This is a genomic window from Bacteroidales bacterium, from assembly GCA_016707785.1.
In the GTDB taxonomy this organism is placed as follows: domain Bacteria; phylum Bacteroidota; class Bacteroidia; order Bacteroidales; family UBA4417; genus UBA4417.
In genome coordinates this window covers 101,918-123,326 of record JADJGZ010000001.1, presented here as the reverse complement: position 1 = coordinate 123,326, position 21,409 = coordinate 101,918, and the positions used below count along the sequence as shown (strand labels likewise).

Here is a 21,409-nt window from a genome sequence, read left to right as displayed (position 1 = left end):
CATTCAAATGAAGATTCGTTTTATATGACACCAAAAGGAAACAAAACATCGGTAAAACTCAACCCCGTATTCGATAAACAGGAAGTACTGAACGATTACAGGATTGCTTTTGAAAGCAGGCAGGCCAGTTTATTGGGGAGAAGAGAGGTACTTACCGGCAAAGGTAAATTTGGGATTTTTGGTGATGGTAAAGAGGTGGCACAACTTGCGATGGCGAAAGTTTTCCGTAACGGTGACTGGAGATCAGGATATTATCGGGATCAAACTTTCATGCTTGCTACAGGTATGATGCAGTTGGAAGAGATCTTTGCCCAAATATATGGCGATACTGATATTGAGTTCAACCCTATGAATAGTGGCCGACTGATGAATAATCATTTTGCTACCCGCAGCCTTGATGAACATGGAGAATGGAAGAATCTCATGCAACAAAAGAATTCTTCTGCAGATATTTCGCCCACAGCCGGACAAATGCCCAGGTTACTCGGCCTTGCCCTGGCGTCCCAATTGTTCCGCAAAAACAAGGAACTGGATGAGTTTGACCATTTTTCTGATCATGGAAATGAAGTAGCTTTTGGAACTATAGGAGATGCCAGCACTTCAGAAGGTCATTTCTGGGAGACCATTAATGCTGCCGGTGTTATGCAGGTACCGATGGCCATTTCAGTATGGGATGATGGGTACGGAATTTCTGTAGCCAATGCCCTTCAAACTACCAAACAAAATATCTCTGAAGTCCTGGGTGGCTTCGAGCAAACAAAAGAAGCACCCGGATACAGGATTTTCAAATCAAAGGGTTGGGATTATCCTTCACTTTGCCAAATGTATGAACAAGGCATAGAAATCTGTCGCAAAGAGCATGTACCTGTTTTATTCCATATCAACGAACTTACTCAGCCACAGGGGCATAGCACCTCCGGTTCCCATGAACGGTATAAATCAACTGACCGCTTGAAATGGGAGAAGGAATATGACTGTGTTTCCAAAATGCGGGAATGGATCCTGGAATCAGGTTTAGCCAACCTGGAAGAGATTGATGCACTTGAGCACAAGGCTAATGCAAGGGTAAAAGAGGCAAAGAAAAATGCTTGGAAGAACTACTCTGCCCCTATGATTTCCATGCGTGACGAGTTTCTGAAGCTGGCAGATGTTACCACATGTAATTGTGCTAAAACCAATCACATAAATGCCATCAAGCAGGATCTCCGTCAAGTAGCCGAACCCATCCGGAAAGATGTGATGTCTTCGGCTAAAAAAATCCTGCGCCTGATCTGCAATTCCTGCAGCAATCCCAATAACTCTCTGAAAATCAATGTAACGAACTGGCTAAATGAAGCCATGTCCGACAGCAGGAAACGTTATAACACCTTACTATACAGTGAGTCAGCGCATGCCGCCCTCAAAGTCACCGAATTGAAACCGGAATATTCTGAAAATTCTCAAATGGTCCCAGGGCGTGAAATTTTGCGTGATAATTGGGATTACATTCTGGAGCACGATAAAAAGGTTTGTATTTTCGGAGAAGATGTAGGAAAAATCGGGGGTGTTAATCAGACCTATGAAGGACTCCAGGCGAAGTACTCAGAAAACCGGATCTTTGATACCGGGATTCGAGAAGCAACCATTATTGGACAAGGGATTGGATTAGCCATGAGGGGATTACGTCCCATAGCCGAAATTCAATATTTTGATTACCTTTTATATGGGTTACAACTGATCAGTGATGATATTGCTACCCTTCAATACCGCACCCGTGGCGGACAAAAGGCCCCTGTAATCATTTCAACCCGTGGACACAGGCTTGAAGGAATCTGGCATTCCGGTTCCCCCTGAGTATGGTCATCAATTCCATTCGTGGGGTGTATGTGCTCGTCCCCAGGGATATGACAAGAGCCGCAGGTTTTTACAATACTATGCTTCTCTCTGATGAACCTGCACTTATTATTGAGCCACTGAATGGTTACAGACTGCGTGAGAAAAGACCTGAAAACATAGGTACTTTCCGCATTCCAATCGGTATCCCGGAAATTATTACCGAAGGGACTGATGTAACCCTGGTTACCTATGGTTCCTGCGTTAGAATTGCCCAGGATGCCGTTGAACAGCTGAAGGATTTCCATATTTCAGTGGAGTTGATTGATGTTCAATCGCTGGAACCCTTTGATATAAATCATATGATCAAAGAATCCCTCAAAAAAACCAATAAGATTGTATTTTTTGATGAGGATGTTCCCGGAGGTGCTACAGCCTATATGATGCAAAAAGTCCTGGAGGAGCAAAAAGGATTTTATCACCTGGATGCTGAACCAATAACGGTTACAGCCCAGGCACACAGGGCAGCCTATGGCACTGATGGTGATTATTTCTCCAATCCGAATGCTGAAGATGTTTTCGATGCCATTTATAACCTCATGCATGATGTGGATCAGGTGAAGTATCCGAAGATATTCTGAAGCAGGTACCTTGACTGCTATAGCGAACGGCACTTTCCATCATTAAAATATCCTGTATACGCAAATAAAATAAGTAAGTTGGATTACCAACATTTACTCTATTTGAACATTTTTTGATAAATAAGATCATTTCATTGATTCTATTTTGTATATTTACTTAAAATTTGGATCAAAATGACACTATTACCATATTCCGAAGAGCAAATATTGGATCGGCTTAGATTTGAGAATCCATGGTGGATCACAGGACAGGTTGAAGAATACTACACCTCGATGCAACGAAGGCTTTACTTTGATCTTTTTAAGCCCTTAGTCCTTGAAACTGAGATCCGAAGAGCCATAGTTTTAATGGGTCCCAGAAGAGTCGGGAAGACTGTAATGTTATATCATACAATCCAGGGATTGTTGGACAAGGATTTCGATCCCTTAAAAATTGTATTAATATCTATTGAAACTCCCATTTATAACAATATAAGTCTTGAGCAGCTTTTTACTTATTGCCGGAAAGCAACTAAACAAGAAAATCCAAAAGGTTGGTACGTTTTTTTTGATGAAATTCAGTACTTAAAAGATTGGGAAATTCACTTAAAATCATTAGTTGACAGTTTTCCCAATACTAGATTCGTAGTATCAGGATCAGCCGCAGCAGCATTAAAATTAAAAAGTATCGAAAGTGGAGCCGGAAGATTCACAGATTTTATGCTTCCACCATTAACTTTTAACGAATTCCTTCATCTTAAAAAGCTTGACAGACTCATAACAGAAAGTAAAATTGATTGGCAGGGAAGTATAACTAAGTTTTATAGCACCAATAATATTACAGAACTTAATAAGTACTTTCTTGACTACATAAACTTCGGAGGTTACCCTGAAGTAATTTTTTCAGAAAAAATTCAAAGTAATCCTGGACGATACATAAGAAGTGACATCATCGATAAGGTATTGTTACGTGACTTGCCTAGTCTATATGGAATCAGAGATGTACAGGAATTGAATTCTTTGTTTACTGCCATCGCTTACAATAGTGCTGGTGAGGTAAGTCTGGAAGAATTAAGTAAAAACTCCGGGGTACAAAAGAATACTATTAAGCGATATATTGAATACTTAGAAGCTGCATTCTTAATAAAAGTTGTTCATAAAATATCCAACAAACCTAAACGTTTCCAGAGGGCAACACAGTTTAAGATTTATTTAACAAACCCATCCCTGAGGAGTGCATTATTCGCTCCCATGCAATCTATGGATCCATTTATTGGAAACATGGTTGAAACTGCCATTTACTCACAATGGTTGCATAGAGAATGGTTCACACCTTATTATGCAAGGTGGCCAAAAGGAGAAGTTGATATGGTTAAGCTTGATGAGAAAAAATTCACTCCACAATGGGCTGTTGAGATCAAGTGGAGTAATCATTACTATGAGAAACCCGGAGATTTAAAAGCGCTCATCCGATTTTTGAAAGAAAATGAACTACAAACCGCCCTGGTAACAACAATAGATAAAGAAGGCACAAAAGAAATTGAAAATATTAAAATATCATTTGTTCCTGCAGCAGTATATGCCTATTCTGTTGGAATAAATACCATACTTCAAAAACAAAAACGCAACTTATAATAATTTATTAATCAAGCAATTATTATCAAAAATACTAGGTACGCATACAGACTGATTGTGATTGTTTTTCCAATGCTAAAATCCAATCAAAACTAACCACGCTTTGCCTGGGAACCTTTGCTTATTATTCTCTCCATTGTTCTTTTCCGGTTAATAAAGCTTTTACAAAGGGATTAGTCCTTTAGAAAAATCATTGTAATTTTGCTGTCAATCCATTGATGCTGGTAATCCCTTCAGGGAATTGCAGCACCAACGAGCAAAAGTTGAGCTATCAGGAGTTTCAAATCCCAGGTAATTGACGAATGCAGAGACCGAGGCTGATGTTATTGGTAGGCAAGACCTATGAAACCTTCTTTCCCGAAGGAACTGGAAAAGGCATTAAGTTTCTTTCTGACAAATACGGAAAGAAAAAACAGAATAAAGAAGAAGAAACTACAGAAACTCCATGATCCGACAATTATATTATCTCTTACCCGCAACACTTAGGCTGAAGGTCAGGCGTCTGATTTTCATGCCTTTAGACTTATTTGATTCTTTAAGTGGTAAAAGGCCAAAATGTGTTCCTCCCAGGGGAAAGGTTTTTGTCGGGTATGGGGACTATGTCAGGCAAGGACAAAAATTCCTTGACTATTTTAAAACTTATGGTGGTTTGAAACCGGACCATCATGTACTTGATGTTGGCTGCGGAATCGGAAGAATGGCTTATCCTATGACCCGGTATCTTAATGAACAGGGTTCGTATGATGGATTTGATATTGTAAAGGATGGCATAGATTGGTGCAATAAGAATATTTCCATTCAATATCCCAACTTTCGATTCCTGCATATTGACCTTTATAATCAGTTATACAACACCCAAACCCGCTCTTCGGCAGATAATTTCAGATTTCCTTACCCGGATGAATCATTCAACTTTGTATTTCTAACTTCTGTATTTACCCATATGATGCCATCGGAAGTCAGTCATTACTTCAATGAAATATCCAGGGTAATGAAGCCCGGTGGAACCTGTTTTGCCTCTTTCTTTCTGCTGAATGACGAATCGGAAGCTTTACTGAAACAACAACCTACTCATATGAATTTCCCTATTGATAAAGGGTTTTACCGGCTTCATTCTTCCAGGGTAAATACTGCTAATATTGCTTTCAAGGAAGAATGGGTAAAGGACGAAATGAAAAAATCAGGCCTGGTAATGAATTCCATCCATTATGGTGGATGGTGCCCAAGGAAGGAGTTCCTGGATTACCAGGATATTATAATCTGCTCTAAAAGCATGAATGCCCCGGAGTAAGAATACACAAATTTCTTCATGCATTACAACCAAATGCCATTAGCCTTACCCTTAGTATTTGAATAAAAGAATAAACTGATCAGTACTTTATTTCTCCGTTTATTCCCCATTCAAAAAATCACAAACATAAACTTTGCCTACCAGGCTCTAAATCAACCTATAGCTTACCACCCTTATCCACCCTCATCCGTTTTGCAACTCAGTGTCATTATAGTCAATTACAACGTTAGGTACTTCCTGGAGCAATGTCTGCATTCAGTTAAGGCAGCATGTTCCGGACTTGAGGTTGAGATATTTGTTGTGGATAATGCATCAGTGGATGGCTCGGTGAAGATGGTTAAGCAGAAGTTCCCTGAAGTTCAGCTTATTTCCAATGAAGAGAATATAGGCTTTGCCAGGGCGAATAACCAGGCAATAACCCTGGCTAAAGGTGAATATATCCTGCTGCTCAATCCGGATACCGTTATTGAAACCGATACTTTCACCAAGATCGTTTCCTTTATGGAGTCACATCCCGATGCCGGTGGCTTAGGGGTAAAAATGGTGGATGGAACCGGTCGATTCCTGCCTGAATCGAAAAGAGGTTTGCCAAAACCCGATGTTGCATTTTACAAGATATTCGGATTATCAAAGATTTTTCCGCACTCTCCAAAATTCAGCAGGTACCACCTTGGTTACCTTGACAAAGAGAAGATTCACCAGGTAGATGTACTTTCGGGGGCCTTTATGTTACTCAGAAAGACAGTGATTGACAAGATCGGGTTGTTGGATGAGCAGTTTTTTATGTATGGTGAAGATATTGATCTCTCATACCGTATTACCCAGGCAGGATACAAGAACTATTATTTCCCTGAAACCCGGATCATTCATTATAAAGGAGAGAGTACAAAAAAGGGCAGTCTGAATTATGTATTTGTGTTCTACAATGCAATGATCATCTTTGCCCGGAAACATTTCTCAAAAAACAATGCCAGGCTTTTCTCCTTCCTGATTAACATGGCAATCTATTTCAGGGCCTTTCTTTCACTGGCACACAGGGTGCTGAAAAAGGCTTTCCTTCCTATTCTCGACATAACCTTCATACTCGCTGGGATTTTTATAATTTCAGGATATTGGGAACATACAGTCATTTACCCTGACGGAGGTCACTATCCATCAGCATTCTACGAATATGTGCTCCCTGCATATGTATTAATCTGGCTTCTTGCTGCCTATTTTTCCGGTGGATATGACCGTCCGGTAAGAATCGTGAAAAGCCTGCAAGGAATTGCCACCGGAACCATTATCATTCTTGTGGTATATGCCTTGCTGCCAATGCAATTCCGGTTCTCACGAACACTTACTCTCCTGGGCGCATTATGGGGCATGGTTTCAATGTCGGCGATACGGCTCACTCTGCATAGTATTGGTATTGCGGAGTACAGGTTCGATACAGGAGAAAGTAAAAGGTTCCTGATTGTAGGCGAAGAAACAGAAAGCTACCGGGTGGCTGAACTGCTTAAAAAAGCCCTTTCCAATGCGGGTTTCGTCGGACTGGTGAAGTCAGGAAATGGTCCGGTTGAGAGGAACGGTTTTATCGGGAACCTGGCACAAATCAAGGAAATCATAAAAGTCTATTCTATTGATGAAATTATCTTTTGTGCAAAGGATGTCCCTGCCCAGGATATTATTGATCATATGTCTGAATTACAGGGAACTAGTATCGATTTCAAAATTGCACCTCCTGAAAGCCTTTCGATCATTGGCAGTAACTCCATCAATACTGCCGGCGACCTTTATGTTATTGATATTAACTCAATTAACAAAGTAAGCAATCGAAGAAATAAAAGGGTTTTCGACATATTTACCAGTCTGGCCCTTCTTATTACCTATCCAATTACTGCATTTATTGTAAAAAATCCAGGTGGTTTAATCAGGAATATTCTACGCGTTTTTGCTGGTTTTCGCTCCTGGACTGGCTACCATCCCATAGGAAGTCATGATCATAAGTTACCAGGAATCCGGGAAGGAATTCTTAATCCTGCTGATGCACTCAAAAACATTCAACTTGATGATGTTACCATTGGAAGATTGAATTTCCTTTATGCGCGTGATTACCGCCTTTGGGGTGAATTCAAACTCCTTTTCAAAGGGTTCAGAGAATTAGGGAGAAAATAAACACTTGCTTTTGAACCAAATTAAGCTGAAATTTGTTTAAGGTAAGCCTACTGAAAATTAAACGTGAGTTTTACTACTTTTGTTTTTGTATAAAATTGATTGACATAGCATTATGGCAAATTTTGAATTAATTATGCCCAAATTGGGCGAAAGTATCATTGAAGCAACCATTGTCCGTTGGTTGAAAAAGGAGGGCGATGCTGTTACTGAAGACGAACCAATTGCTGAATTATCTACAGACAAGGTAGATTCAGAAATCCCCTCCCCTGTTGCAGGCACTATACTCAAGACCTTTTTTAATGAAGGGGATGTTGTACCTGTTGGTAAAATTATTGCCCTCATCGACTTAACCGGTGATGGCGTCGTTGATGAATCTGTAAAGACTGAAGCAATCCAAACATCTTCAGAACCGGTTTCTGCAACTCCGAATACAGAAGTATCTGTTGCTGCTGCTGCTACTGATGTCGTAGCAGAATCCGACCGCTTTTATTCACCTTTGGTACGTAGTATAGCAAAGCAGGAAAACATACCCCTTTCAGAACTTGAGTTAGTTCCAGGTTCCGGGAAAGAAGGCCGGCTCAATAAGCAAGATATCCTGAACTACCTGCAAAACAGGACTGCTGCACCTAAGGCAGTTTCGGCTCCTGCTACAACAGCACCCACCCAGCCAAAAGTAACAGCCCCAACAATTACGTCTGCCGCCGGAGATGTGGTGATTGACATGGATCGTATGCGCAGGTTGATCGCCGACCATATGGTGATGTCGAAAGGTGTTTCCCCGCATGTTACCTCCTTTATCGAAGTAGATGTAACCAATATTGTACGTTGGCGCGAAAAGGTAAAAGATACCTTCCAGAAACGTGAAGGGCAGAAAATCACCTATACACCGATCTTCATTGAGGCTGCAGCCAAAGCGCTGAAGGAATTCCCAAATGTAAATGCTTCTGTTGACGGATATAAAGTAATCCAAAGGAAAAATATTAATATCGGGATGGCAGCTGCACTTCCTGATGGCAACCTCATTGTTCCTGTTATTCGCAACGCTGATCAGAAAAACCTTCTTGGATTGGTAAAGGATGTCAATGACCTCGCTGATCGTTCCAGGAAGAATAAACTGAATCCTGACGATATACAGGGAGGGACATTCACAGTCACCAATTTCGGCACATTTGACAGTTTGACCGGTACACCTATTATTAATCAGCCACAGGTTGCCATCCTTGGAATCGGTACTATTAAAAAACGTCCCTGGGTTCTTGAAACGGCTGAAGGTGATGTAATTGCAATAAGGCATATTTGTATGTTGTCACTCGCCTATGATCACCGTATTGTTGACGGTGCACTCGGGGGACAGTTCCTCAAAAAAATGCAACAGGTACTCGAAAGCTTCGATGTAAATATGAACATCTAAAAGATTTCAGTTTGTTTATGGTGGAAAATCCGGGTGAGCGACCTTTGTTTACCCGGCATTTTTTTTGAGATCATCAAGGTTTTAATGCTGAAATCTTTGTGAAAACTATTTACCTGATCCTGAAAAAATATAGGTATCCTGAGTACCTTTGAATTTATTCCTCTCATCATATTAAATAACTATCAATTAATCCCTCTCATGGAGCTTAACCTTTCCCGATCACTGGTAATTTTTGACCTTGAAACTACCGGAGTTAATATTGCCACCGACCGTATTGTTGAAATAGCCATCCTTAAGATTGCACCTGACGGACATGAAGAATTCAAACGTCATTTAGTCAACCCCGGTATTCCAATTCCACCTGAAGTGACTGCCATTCATGGAATCAGTGATGAGGATGTGAAAGATAAGCCACTATTCAAGGATATTGCGGGCAACCTGAATGCATTTATTCAAAATTGTGACCTGGTAGGTTACAACTCCATTAAATTCGATATTCCTGTGCTGGTGGAAGAGTTTCTTCGGGCCGGAATTGAGTTTGAGCTGAAGAGCCGTAGGTTTATTGATGTGCAGAATATCTTTCATAAGATGGAGCAACGCACACTGAAAGCTGCCTATAAATTCTATTGCAGCAAGGAATTGATCAATGCCCACAGTGCTGAAGCCGATACCAGGGCTACTTATGAAATTCTGAAGGCACAGCTCGATCGCTATACCGACACTGAATATACCGATCATGAGGGGAAAGTGTCAAAACCAGTTGTAAATGATGTCAAAGCCTTGCATGATTTCTCTTTTTACAATCGAAATGCAGACCTGGCAGGGCAAATCATCTTCAACACCAAAGGACAGGAAGTATTCAATTTTGGAAAGCATAAAGGGAAAACCGTTGAGGAAGTATTCCGCATGGAACCTTCATATTACGATTGGATGATGAAGGGAGAATTCCTCCTATCCACTAAAAAGTTAATTACCGCGATCAAACTCCGGAATTTCAATAAGGGTTAATATTATTAATAGAGAAAGAGCGTGCTCTTTCTCTACGGGTTTTATTCCAAAAAATGAAAAATGTATTGCCATGAAGATCATCTGCATAGGCCGCAATTATTCTGAACATGCTAAGGAACTTAGCAATGCAATCCCAACGGAACCGGTATTTTTTCTCAAGCCTGATACAGCCCTGCTGATCCGCAACCGGCCGTTCTATTATCCTGAATTCACCTCCGACCTACATTATGAGTGTGAGATTGTTTACAGGATCTGCAAGGTTGGGAAGCATATAAGTCCGGCATTTGCTCACACATATTATGATGCCGTTGCCCTGGGCATTGATTTTACTGCCAGGGATCTTCAACAGAAAGCCAAAGAAAAAGGCTTGCCCTGGGAAAAAGCCAAAGCTTTCGATTATTCCGCCCCGGTAAGCAGTTTCAGGCCTGTTTCAGAATTTCCTGATGTGAATAACCTGAATTTCCACCTCACCCTGAATGGTGAAACGGTGCAGAAGGGTAATTCATCTGAAATGATCTTTCCTATTGACACTCTCATATCCTATGTTTCCCAGTTTATCACCTTGCGAACCGGCGACTACATTTTCACCGGAACCCCCGCAGGTGTGGGTCCTGTAAAAATTGGCGACAGGCTGGAAGCTTTCCTGGAAGGAAAAAAAATGATGTGGTGCGAGATAAAATAATTCGGGTAGTGATTAGGGTTAAAGTGTTCCAGGTGGCTATAAACATTTGAATGTATATGCCAAAAGGAATTGAAGAGAAGTTACCTTCCTGGCTGCACGAAAGATTGAGCCGATTACGATGCTTGAATACCTGATGAAGCCCTTATCATAAATAACCTAAATTCCCATCAATATACTTCAGGAATTTTTCTTTATACTGCTTGCTTACAGGTATATATACATTCCCATCGTAAACAATCCTGTTCCGTTCAATCACTGATATCTTTGAAAGATTGACAATAAACGAGCGATGAACCCGCATAAACTTTTCCGGGGGTAGTACTTCTTCTATGCTTTTCAAGCTTAAAAGAGTCGTTATCGGGTTGCTATTGTTCAGATAAATTTTGATATACTCGTGCTGGCTTTCAATGTATTTTATATCGGTAAGCTCAATTCGGATAAGTTTATAATCGGATTTAACAAAAAGATGATTCGCTTTGGTCGTTACGCTTTCCTTCTGATTATTTGAGGTGAGTTCTATACGATTTTTAACCTTATTGACCGCTTTCAGAAAATTGCTGAATGAGATTGGTTTTAATAAATAATCGACAGCTTCAACCTGGAAACCCTCCACTGCATATTCGCTGTAGGCTGTAGTGAATACTATGTAAGGTTTGTTTGTCAGCGATTTTGCAAACTCCATTCCGCTGATCTCAGGCATATTAATATCGATAAAAAGGAGCTGAACATCAACAGAATTCATGACGTTCATCGCCTCAGCTGCACTTCTGCACTCAGCCGCCAATTCCAGGAACGGAACTTTTCCGATATAAGCTGCAATCTTTTTTACTGCAAGCGGTTCATCATCAATAACTATGCAAAGTATGTTCATACCGGAATTGTGAGGTTTACCCCGAAATCAATTTCGTTGTCGGAGATTACTAATTCATAATCCTTTTCGTACAACAGATCGAGACTTTTCCTTATGTTCTCAAGTCCAATTCCCGAATATTCGTCAAACTGATTTGCAGCTTTTTTGTGTTTGCTATTCCTGATGTTACAAACCAGAGAATTATCATGGAATTGCAGTTCGAAATAAATATACGATTTCATCGGATAACTCACACCATGTTTAAAGGCATTTTCGAGCAATGAAATAAATAACATAGGGGGAATTTTAATATCCGGGATTTGATCTGGGATCAGTATTTTAACATCTACTTCTTCTGAATGCCTGAGTTGCATTAGTGAAACAAAACTTTTAATAAACTCTATCTCTTTGTTCAATTCAATCACATTTTGAGCCGAATCATAAAGCAAGTAACGCATAAGAGTTGAAAGCCTTTCAATAGCGTCCTGTGCTTTTTCAGTATCCATTTCAATAAGTGCATGGATGTTATTCAAAGTATTCATGAAAAAGTGCGGACTTACCTGGTGCTTCAGGAGAGCAAGGTTTGTTTTAAGCTGTTCCTTCTCGGCATCTTTACGCAGTTTCTCCTCGCTCAGCCATTTAGACATCAGCTTTACAGTTGTGCCGGCACCTACCAACAGGATACAAATGATAAAATTATCCGCGAAAGCCATAACAGGAGGCTTTCCTTTATGGGCATTCATCATGGGAGGCGTTGAATTTTCGGCTGGTACTTCAGTTTTAGTTCCAGGCTGAGGAGGAAATACTTTGGGGCCGAGAATGTTTAATCCTACCACCAAACCAATCAGAACCGACACCATCACAAAGTAATACCTGTATTTCTTTGTTAAGAGCAACCGGGGTACCAGGATATATACATTGATCAGAAAAAGAACGAGAAACCCGAAAACATGTGCCCAGTTTTTTATGACCTCTTGCCAGTTAATGTGTCCTGAACTTCGCTCACTGAAATATGGCACAGAAAAAACGAAAGCCCAAATCAGGAAATATGAAAATAATTCGATTCTGCGGCTGCTTAAAGTGATTCTTGTCATCTCTCAAATGTATAAAACATCTTTAAAACTGTATTTTATAAATCACATTCGGGAAAAACCCGAGCTGGTAGGTGGTGTTTAACGACCGGCTTCTGTCATCATAGCTTTGTGAGAAAACATTATCATTGTTCGTGATGTTTTGCAGGTCAATGGAAAACGACTGCGAAAGTTTTTTCGTCCGGCTGTTGTGCGTATAACCGAGCTTGAAATCCAAACGGAAGTAATTGGCATAAAAATCCGAATAGGCATCGGTAGATAATTGTTCGCGGCCTGTGGCAGCCGAAGCCTCCAGATCAATAGGGGTGTAAGCCCTTCCCCCTGCATTGGTGCATTTTATATCGGCTGATATTTTGTTCTGTTTTTCGCTTCCCACCTTCCATTCTTTTCCACCCAAAATATTGAATACGTATTTCCCGTTGAATGCTGTGTTTCGCTCTACTCCATCGCTTCCTTTATACTTAGAACTATAAATCGAGGAAGTAAACAAGCCATAATATCCGCGGCTGAAAAATTTCTCTAATGTCAGTTCTATTCCATAGTTTGTCCCGGTTCCATTATTTGCCAGACTATCTTCCAGATCGGTCTTAAAACCTGCTCCGGTATTTAGCATTGAATAGCTGCTCGAAAAAGTGTTTACCGGCACATTGTAGAGTGACTGATAATAGACCTCTGTTTTCAACCGCCAGTCTTTGAAAGGCTGCAAATCGTAACCCAATACGAAATGATGGCTTTTGGTAAAATCAAGGTTCTCATTGTTATAAACATAGGAGTCATCAGCAATCTGAGTTTGTAAAAAGTAAACATTTAGGGGTTGCGTTTGTGAATGGAGTCCATAGCCAAAGGTAAGGCTGCTTTTAGAATCAATTTCATATTTTAACCCTAAACGTGGCTCGACTGAGAGAGAATTATTCAGGAAAAACAGCTGGGAATGTAAACCCGCATTGAGAGTGAGCTTATCATTAAAGCTATACTTGGCATGCATGTAGGCCTGCGCCAGATTTGTGTAACTATTATAATCCCATATCTGTTTAAATTCTGAGAGGGGATCTCTTTTCTCCCTGAAATAAAGGTTCAATCCAATCACTTCATCCTGGATTCCAATTTTTACGAATAACCTTGAGTTTATCTTGGAATTGAAACTGCTTGAAAAATTATATCCTGTCCTGGTAACCTTATTCTCTGATTTCGTATAAACTGAATCAGTCATTCTGTCGAAGCTATAATCTGTTTGTCCCGACTTTGAATAGTTTAACCCAATATTGGAACTAAAATAGGATTTGCTATTCAGTTGTTTGAAATGTTTTATCCCGATAATGCCGATTTGACTGCTCAAATCATGTCCGCCACCTTCACCTCCATACAACTCACCTGAATTGCCACCAGCAATATTGATGGTACTTGTGGCAAGAATGCCAAACAGTGTAAACCTGCCCATTTTGGTGTTGCCGCTGTTTACATTAAATGACAAATCCTGATACGAAGGCAGGGCCGTTGTGCCAATATCAATGCCTGCTGCCTGGGCTACACCAGCCAGTGCATAGCGGTATCCAACAAGATATGATGAAGCATTTTTCTTACTGATTGGCCCTTCGGTAGTAGCTTCGAGGCCGGTGATCAGACCAGCCTGCAGAGTGGTTTCCCGTTTCTGTGTATTTCCATTTCTGAAACCCAGGTCGAAAACCCCGGCCGTGGCATTGCCATATTCGGCTGGAAATGCTGAGGTCAGGAAGTCGGAACTTCTCAAAAGGTTGGTATTTAACGCACTCACAGCTCCACCGGTTGTACCTACCGTTGCGAAATGGTTAGGGTTGGTAACGTTCATTCCATCAATGCGCCACAAAACACCAACTGGCGAATTGCCCCGGATTACAATATCGTTTCTGCTGTCGTCAGGTGCGCTTACTCCGGCGAAATTAGCTGCCAAACGGGCGGGATCACTTCGCCCCCCTGCATAGCGGTTTACTTCCTCAGTTGAGAATGTCCGGGCACTAACCGGGACTAAATCGTTCAATGTTCCCGCCTTGTTGTTTGATGTTATCACCACCTCATTCAAGAGTTTAAGGTCTTCTTCCATCACTATATCCAGCACAACTTCTTTACCTGAAGTCACCACAACATTAGTTGCAAATGCATCTTTATACCCAATATATGAAACCTTTATTTCATACCTGTCAGGTGGCAGATCCAGAAGAACATAATTCCCATTTAAGTCAGTTGCCGTTCCTTTGTTCACTTTACTGTTGACTAATTGAACGGTTGCTCCGGGAAGTATAGTTTGCGAAAGTTTGTCTGAAATAATACCTCTAATATTCTGCCTGTTATTTTGAGCAGTTGAGAGCAGGGTAAGGAATATTGAAATTATTAAAAGGCATTTTTTCATGTCTTATTCATTTGTATTTATAGGTCACATGGAGGACAGCAGATCGATCATAATATCAACCCTGCTAAGTAATGCCATTATCAGGAATGGCTATTTAGAACTTATTTCTTCTCCGATTAATTCAACAGCTGTGTGCTACCAGCTTCAATGGTAAATACTTTCCCATTCATTCTCACATACACAGTTATCGAACTTGGATTTGTAACCATGGTTTTGTCGACAGAAAATTTGAGATTTTTAAAGGCATTGATATAATCCACCAACTCTATTTGTGTGGTATAGTATATTTCAGGATTATTGGAAATCATTTTGAAAAACGTCTCCACTTCTGCCCATTTATTACCGGGTCCTTCATATTCCCAACTATGTCCCCATACATAAAACAAGGCCAATGACTTCGAATTCAGAAACTCATTTGTAAGCTGATAAAATTGTCCTAATTCTTTTATGTCGTTTGCCGTGTCGTTGGGTATATAATTTGTTTTTCCGAATAAATGAATGGAAGGCTGCCATTTAAGAAATTCAGTGGGCAGATTGAAGTTGTATGTATCACCGACAGTTCTTGCGTATTCGATGCCTAATCCGCTTATTGCCTCAATTACAAGATCGCTGGTATTTCCAAAAGGATACGACATTCCACGAACAGGATAAGCTATCAGTCGCTCCAATTCTCTTCTATCCTCCAGCACTTCATAAATCACATCGACTTTTGATAGCGAAGGCAGACTTGGATGATTAGCCGTATGACCGGATACTTCGTGTCCCTTGTACAGGTTTTTAATCTCTTCTTTGGTGAGATAATCCTTTGTCCCGAGTTTATTGGAGTTAAGATGAAAAGTCCCAATCAGACCATACTCATTCATCAATTTCACCAAATGCCTGTCGGCTACATTTCCATCATCAAAACTCAAAATCAATGCTTTGGATTTGCCCTGCGGGAAAAGCATTTCTATTGGAATACTGCTCTTTGCGGGAGCAGTATTGGTTTGTGCGTTTATGAAATTTATAAAAATAAACAAAGCAACAAATGCAACTATTATTCTCCTTTTACTTTTCATACTATTCACTTATTTAATTGTTCTTACCAATCGTACATAGTTTAACACCCGTTCCTCTCCTTCGCCGGTTCCTACTATCTTTTTGTCAAAGCGCACAGCACCGGCACCGTGAAGGTCTTCGCCGCTTCCATTTTCTGCCCGGCCAAAAGCCACATACCAGGCATTGTTGTAAGTGCCGGTTGGATTTGAAATTGCCGATGTACTTGTCCAGTAATAGGGGTAGTCGGCCTTTCCGCCATCGTTCAGAATAGCCGTACAACTGAACATGGCATTGATTGCCGGTCCCACATTGGCTGGGTTTGTTGCACCTGGAGACCGTGTGTAATCCACCAGACTTTGTAATTCTTTTGTATTGGGTAAACGCCAATCGTTGTGCCCCAGATAATTTGCGTTATTCTGCGTTTGCGCATAAGCCAGTGCGTGTTCCCAATCCATTCCCGAACCGTTGTCGGTTTGTTGCCACATTAAGCCGGTAGCCAAATCGGAAATAGTACCATCGTTGTTGTTTTGGAATAAATTGACGCCATACGAAAGATTGCCGCGTACACAACGAACAAAGTGTTTTGGACCTACGCTGATACTATACGATTTAATATGTCCGGTGCCAAAATTCACACCAAAGGCAAGTTCTGCTCCGGGCGTTTCCCCGTTTACATTGCCCATTACTCCGGTATATTTGTCGCTACTCCAGAATATTGCGTGACTAAGGTCTTGTTCATCTGTATATTTAATATCAAAATATTTTGTATCAATCCAAGGCCAACCGACACTTGCATTCCATAAAGAGTATAGCTCCTTGATGGTAGGCACGCGCCAGTCGTTATAGCCGCCATAGTTTTGTTTGTTCAGATTGTCAACTTCAGTCTGAGTTTCTGCCCAGTAATACATACCACCGGAAGTTGGTTTTTCATAGGTTTTCTGCCAGGTTAAACCGGTAACTTCGTCTTTTACCGTAAGTCCATCACTGCTTTTGGTATAAACAGGTGCTGTATGGGTAAACTGAGCATCCTGACCAAAAAAGGCTTCTCCCAAAATAGGGATGATAATGTTGCCGTCATTGTCCCAGGATTTGGTTTGACTTGTGCCGAGAAGCGGATAGCAACCTGCGTAAGCCGCTTCGCGAGGAACGACTTGTAAATCTCCGGAAATTGTTGAAGTATCATCTTTTTTGCACCCTGGGAGACTAATGCATACAAGGAATAAGCCACCTATCAGAATTGATAGTTTGCTATTGCAATTAACTTTTGATTTCATTGTTTTCGTGATTAAATCGAAAACAAAGGTCAGGTTTGTGAAATCTCCAGGGAAATATAATCACTCGATGGCAGGAATATGTCTCCAAAATACTGATTTTTATCTCTCAGGTTCATGTTGGAGATGCTATTCTTTTCAAAAGGAATATCTTATAATCTTACTAAAAGGAAATAGCTCTTTTGCAGGCTGAAGGGCCAACGTTGCAAGGCCTTCTTGTGTGGTGGCCTTGGCGCTGGGACGAAGGCCTTGGCGGGGGCCAGTTTTTTATCACATTTTAAAATATATCTAATGGTGTTTGGACTGCCATTGTTCCACACATCAAATATTGTCCATTTGGCAACAGCACCACTGAGGCCATTTTTTTAAACCATGAAAAGGAATTAATCACGGAGCATTGCAATGGCCTTTGATTATTTGTAAACATTTTATTCATTATTGCAGGTTTCAGTTAATCCAGTTGTATGTCCACTAACTGAGTCCCCATTCATTTTCTTGATTTTCCACTTTCTTTCCATAAACTCGCCTATAAAACTTTAAGAATATAGTTTATATCTTAACACAATACACCTTTTTCACCATTCCAATTAGCTAAAGTGTCCATTATTATTTCTTTTGATTGTTCAAATCTGTTTTCAAGGCTATCAATATAAACCTGATAGGACCTAGATTCAAGATTATCAATTTTACTTATAAATTGTCTGTTTCTTTTAACAGCTGAGAACATTCTTTGCCTGAGATTTGTCATGACTTACTTTGGAAGTCTTTTAAAGCAGCAAAAGTAGGCAAGCTTAACCCCATTGATTTCACCAGCAATTTCTACCACAAATGGATTTGACTTTATTGACAGAGTTGAATCTGCAAAAAACTCTTGTCAACTTCTGATGAACCCTCAACATATCGTCAATGATCATATCTTTTTGAAATATGAGTCAAGTTTTAGATTGTTAGATCAATCAATTTCCGAATGAATTGTTTCGATAATCATTATTAATCCATCATTTCGACCTATTTTTAAAAGTATTAAATCCATTGAAAAGCTAGGCTGAAAGTCACATGGTCTAATTCCTTTAGTTGGTTTATCTAAAATTTCTTGAATTATTTCTCAACAAGTTTTTATCGATAGAACCAAGTATTTTTTTGTCATTCATTTTACCTTTCAAGAGCAATCGTCCATTTAGTCCCACCCAACCCAATTATATAAAGCTATCCAAATGGAGAAGAGAATTTTCTGTAAAACTTCTTTTGGGACTTGATACTTTGGCCACGAATTATTTAAGTGTTCACTGGTTGATTTAATCAACTCTCGAGGATAAATTTAGTACTTATTATGCCAAGATGCACAAGCTGCCAGTTAGCGTTGATTTTAGAAATTACATTAAATTTATCTATTATATTTGCTTCTTCAATGTGCCTAGTCAGTTCCGCTTTAGCTTCCAAGCTCGGTATCTGTAGTGTCCTCAATATTCACATTTGAGCCAAGTCATTATTTTAAAAGTTGACGGGCCTCATGTAAACGGAATTTGTTTTTCCATTTCTAATCTTGGATGAGTCAAAGATGTTTCGATATGATTTCTCGAAATAAACCAGAGTATTCTGATCAAAATCCTTCCTCCATAGAAATCTGTTATCATCCATCCAATAACGGAAAGGGTTGAAATTATGGAGAATATTATTAATAAATTATTCTTCATAGGAGGTCTGATTCAATGCTAACTAATTACCAGGCGCTATAAAAACCTGATATCATCAATCACCGTTGAGCCGGCGGCTTTATTAAGCTTATCGAGCAAACTGGTCTTCATATAGGTCAATTCCTGTTTCAGCGCGGCAATATCCGTCTTAATACAAAGTACCCGATTCTGAATGTACAATTCCCGGGTGTGACGTGCAATTAACTTTCCGGCGACCTGCTCCCATGAGCCAATCAAGCGGGTTTCAAGAAGTTTATCCTCAAGTTTATAATCCTTGAGCATTTTCTCAATTGCATCCTTTAAGGATATTTCTGTGGATCGCCTGCTCATGAATGACTCATTAATTGAATAGTAGAACCTTTGATTTCAAAAATTTTATGTGGGATCGACGATGTATCGAAGGATCTCATTATTCTTCCTGATTCCGTATCCGTAATGAAAACCTGTCCGAAACTATCTTTCGCAACCAGTTCAATGATCTGTTGCACCCTGTCAGGGTCAAGTTTATCAAAGATATCATCGAATAATAGCAGGGGTTTGTAAGACACCAGGTTCCTGGTAAAATCGAATTGAGCCAGCTTCAATGCAACAGCAAAGGATTTCTGTTGTCCCTGGGATCCAAATTTCTTTACGGGATATCCATTAATATCGAAAATCAGGTCATCTTTATGAATCCCTATTGTTGAATATCTTGTGACTAAATCCTTCTCTGTCGCAGCACTCACCAGGTCGAAATATTCACCTGTATGTTGATGCGATTCATAGCGGATATCCACCTCTTCCAATCCGCCACTGATGAAATTGAAATAATGACAGAAAATGGGTAAAAATCCTTCCAGGAAACTCTTTCTTTTCTGGAAGATCTGGGTGGCAGGTATTGACATTTGTTCATCCAACATCGACAACAACACCCTGTCGGGATGCCTTGATTCAGAGAACTGCTTCAGTAATGAATTTCTCTGTTCAAGTAAGCGGTTATAGCGAATCAGATCTTCAAGATAGAGCTTATCGAATTGGGAAATTACTGAGTCGATGAACTTTCGCCTCACATCGCTGCCTTCGTTAATCAGGTCCCTGTCATAAGGAGAAACCATCACACAAGGGAATTGGCCAATGTGCTCCGACATCCGGTCGTACTCTTTTGCATTTAGTTTCAACTGCTTTTTTGATCCGATTTTCTGTATACAACTAACAACTTCCGGCAATCCTCCATTTCGCTGGTAGGTCCCGTGAATGGCAAAGAATTCCTCTCCATGCCTGATATTCATGGTATCAACCGAGTTGAAATAGCTTTTGGTAAATGACAGGTAATAAATAGCATCCAGAAGGTTGGTTTTCCCAACACCATTGTTCCCTACAAAGCAATTAATCTTTTCAGAGAATTCCATCTCTGAGTGAACATAACTCTTGAAGTTAATGATATTCAGCTTTTTAAGAAACACTTTAACAGGACTTTCCGGTTGAATTTACCATAATAATTCTATGCTACGAAAGTAAGCATTGATATATAAACTTAAGAAAGTCTAAGGAATTTCTTATCAACTAAAATCTCCGTTTTCAATGACATCAGCCACTTCTTCCATCAACCACTTTGGGGTAGAAGTTGCTCCTGTTATTCCAACAGAGTTTATATTCGAAAACCATGTTTCATCAAGTTCATGAATACCATGCACAAAATTACTGTTTGGGTTAACTGAGCGACAGACATTATAGAGAAACTCCCCGTTTGAACTTTTTTTATCACTCACAAAAATAATGAGATCATGAGACGCGGCAAAACTCTTCAGGCTCTGAGTCCGGCCTGAAACCTGCCGGCAATAGGATTTATTAATTACCAGGTCAAGGTTCCCGGCTTTTGTCATTCGTCCCTTTACCAGGTTAGCAATCGACTGGTATGATTCAAAACTCATGGTGGTTTGTGAAAACATCCTGATGGGTTTTGAATAATCAAGCCCTTCTAAATCCTCAGCTTTGTGGATAATGATGGCAGTACCTTCAGTTTGACCCAATAAACCGGTAATTTCAGGATGTCCGATTTTACCAAAGATCACTATCTGTGTATCCTTCCCTGCTTCTTCATGATACAGTTTCCAGATTCTTTCCTGAAGTTTTAATACTATCGGGCAGGTCGCGTCAATGACTTCTATGCCTTTTTCTAAGGCAGATGCATATGTTTCAGGAGGTTCTCCATGAGCCCTTATGAGCACGCTCTGACCTGAATAGTCTGCTAGTTCATCATGCCGGATCACTTTCATTCCCTTGGCAATCAGACGTTCCTGTTCAGCTGTATTATGAACGATATCCCCCAGGCTAAGGAGTTGACCATGCCGGGCTAATTCAATTTGTGCAGTTTCTACCGCCTTTTCCACCCCAAAACAAAACCCGGCATCAGGGTCAATGGTCACATTCATTATCACCAGTATTAATGAACGAAAATAGACATTATTAAATGATAAACAGTATAAA

At 40.2% G+C, this 21,409-nt stretch carries 15 protein-coding genes and 1 pseudogene; 8 read left to right on the top strand and 8 right to left on the bottom strand.

Features of this window, described 5'->3' with window-relative positions; genetic code table 11:
- The first annotated feature begins 24 nt into the window (after positions 1-24).
- From IPH84_00475 to IPH84_00440, 8 genes and pseudogenes are all read left to right on the top strand, one after another.
- Positions 25-2,453: pseudogene (locus IPH84_00475) on the top strand (transketolase).
- A gap of 174 nt (positions 2,454-2,627) precedes the next feature.
- Positions 2,628-4,067: an ATP-binding protein gene (locus IPH84_00470; GenBank protein ID MBK7171713.1), complete on the top strand. Its 1,440-nt coding sequence runs from the start codon at positions 2,628-2,630 to the stop codon at positions 4,065-4,067.
- Positions 4,068-4,369: 302 nt separating this feature from the next.
- Positions 4,370-4,516: a hypothetical protein gene (locus IPH84_00465; GenBank protein ID MBK7171712.1), complete on the top strand. Its 147-nt coding sequence runs from the start codon at positions 4,370-4,372 to the stop codon at positions 4,514-4,516.
- A gap of 62 nt (positions 4,517-4,578) precedes the next feature.
- A complete protein-coding gene (locus tag IPH84_00460; GenBank protein MBK7171711.1) occupies positions 4,579-5,358 on the top strand; it encodes a class I SAM-dependent methyltransferase in 780 nt (259 codons plus the stop codon).
- Positions 5,359-5,550: 192 nt separating this feature from the next.
- Entirely contained in the window at positions 5,551-7,515 is a 1,965-nt protein-coding gene (locus IPH84_00455) for a glycosyltransferase (GenBank protein MBK7171710.1), read from the top strand.
- Positions 7,516-7,627: 112 nt separating this feature from the next.
- Positions 7,628-8,926, top strand: a complete 1,299-nt coding sequence (locus IPH84_00450; GenBank protein MBK7171709.1) for a 2-oxo acid dehydrogenase subunit E2 — start codon at positions 7,628-7,630, stop codon at positions 8,924-8,926.
- A 198-nt stretch (positions 8,927-9,124) separates the two neighbouring features.
- On the top strand, positions 9,125-9,934 hold the full coding sequence (locus IPH84_00445) for a 3'-5' exonuclease (protein ID MBK7171708.1): 810 nt from the start codon (positions 9,125-9,127) through the stop codon (positions 9,932-9,934).
- Between the two features lie 70 nt (positions 9,935-10,004).
- The gene (locus IPH84_00440) at positions 10,005-10,616 is read left to right on the top strand and encodes a fumarylacetoacetate hydrolase family protein (GenBank protein ID MBK7171707.1); all 612 of its coding nucleotides are present in this window, start codon (positions 10,005-10,007) and stop codon (positions 10,614-10,616) included.
- Positions 10,617-10,761: 145 nt separating this feature from the next.
- Here the strand turns inward: IPH84_00440 and IPH84_00435 are convergent, their stop codons facing one another.
- From IPH84_00435 to IPH84_00400, 8 genes are all read right to left on the bottom strand, one after another.
- The gene (locus tag IPH84_00435; protein MBK7171706.1) at positions 10,762-11,487 is read right to left on the bottom strand and encodes a response regulator transcription factor; all 726 of its coding nucleotides are present in this window, start codon (positions 11,485-11,487) and stop codon (positions 10,762-10,764) included.
- Positions 11,484-12,560: a histidine kinase gene (locus IPH84_00430; protein MBK7171705.1), complete on the bottom strand. Its 1,077-nt coding sequence runs from the start codon at positions 12,558-12,560 to the stop codon at positions 11,484-11,486. Before IPH84_00430 ends, IPH84_00435 begins: the two co-directional genes overlap by 4 nt.
- A 22-nt stretch (positions 12,561-12,582) precedes the next feature.
- Positions 12,583-14,940 carry a TonB-dependent receptor gene (locus tag IPH84_00425; GenBank protein MBK7171704.1) on the bottom strand — a complete coding sequence of 786 codons (2,358 nt, stop codon included), beginning with the start codon at positions 14,938-14,940 and terminating at the stop codon, positions 12,583-12,585.
- 116 nt (positions 14,941-15,056) lie between these two features.
- Entirely contained in the window at positions 15,057-15,887 is an 831-nt protein-coding gene (locus IPH84_00420; protein ID MBK7171703.1) for a polysaccharide deacetylase family protein, read from the bottom strand.
- 120 nt (positions 15,888-16,007) lie between these two features.
- Positions 16,008-17,030 (bottom strand): DUF1566 domain-containing protein, encoded by a 1,023-nt coding sequence (locus IPH84_00415; protein ID MBK7171702.1) that lies wholly within the window; start codon positions 17,028-17,030, stop codon positions 16,008-16,010.
- Positions 17,031-18,979: 1,949 nt separating this feature from the next.
- Positions 18,980-19,273: a DUF721 domain-containing protein gene (locus IPH84_00410; GenBank protein ID MBK7171701.1), complete on the bottom strand. Its 294-nt coding sequence runs from the start codon at positions 19,271-19,273 to the stop codon at positions 18,980-18,982.
- Positions 19,270-20,385, bottom strand: coding sequence for a DNA replication/repair protein RecF (locus IPH84_00405; protein MBK7171700.1), 1,116 nt, complete (start codon positions 20,383-20,385; stop codon positions 19,270-19,272). Before IPH84_00405 ends, IPH84_00410 begins: the two co-directional genes overlap by 4 nt.
- Before the next feature lie 96 nt (positions 20,386-20,481).
- The gene (locus IPH84_00400; protein ID MBK7171699.1) at positions 20,482-21,354 is read right to left on the bottom strand and encodes a 4-hydroxy-3-methylbut-2-enyl diphosphate reductase; all 873 of its coding nucleotides are present in this window, start codon (positions 21,352-21,354) and stop codon (positions 20,482-20,484) included.
- Positions 21,355-21,409: the final 55 nt, after the last annotated feature.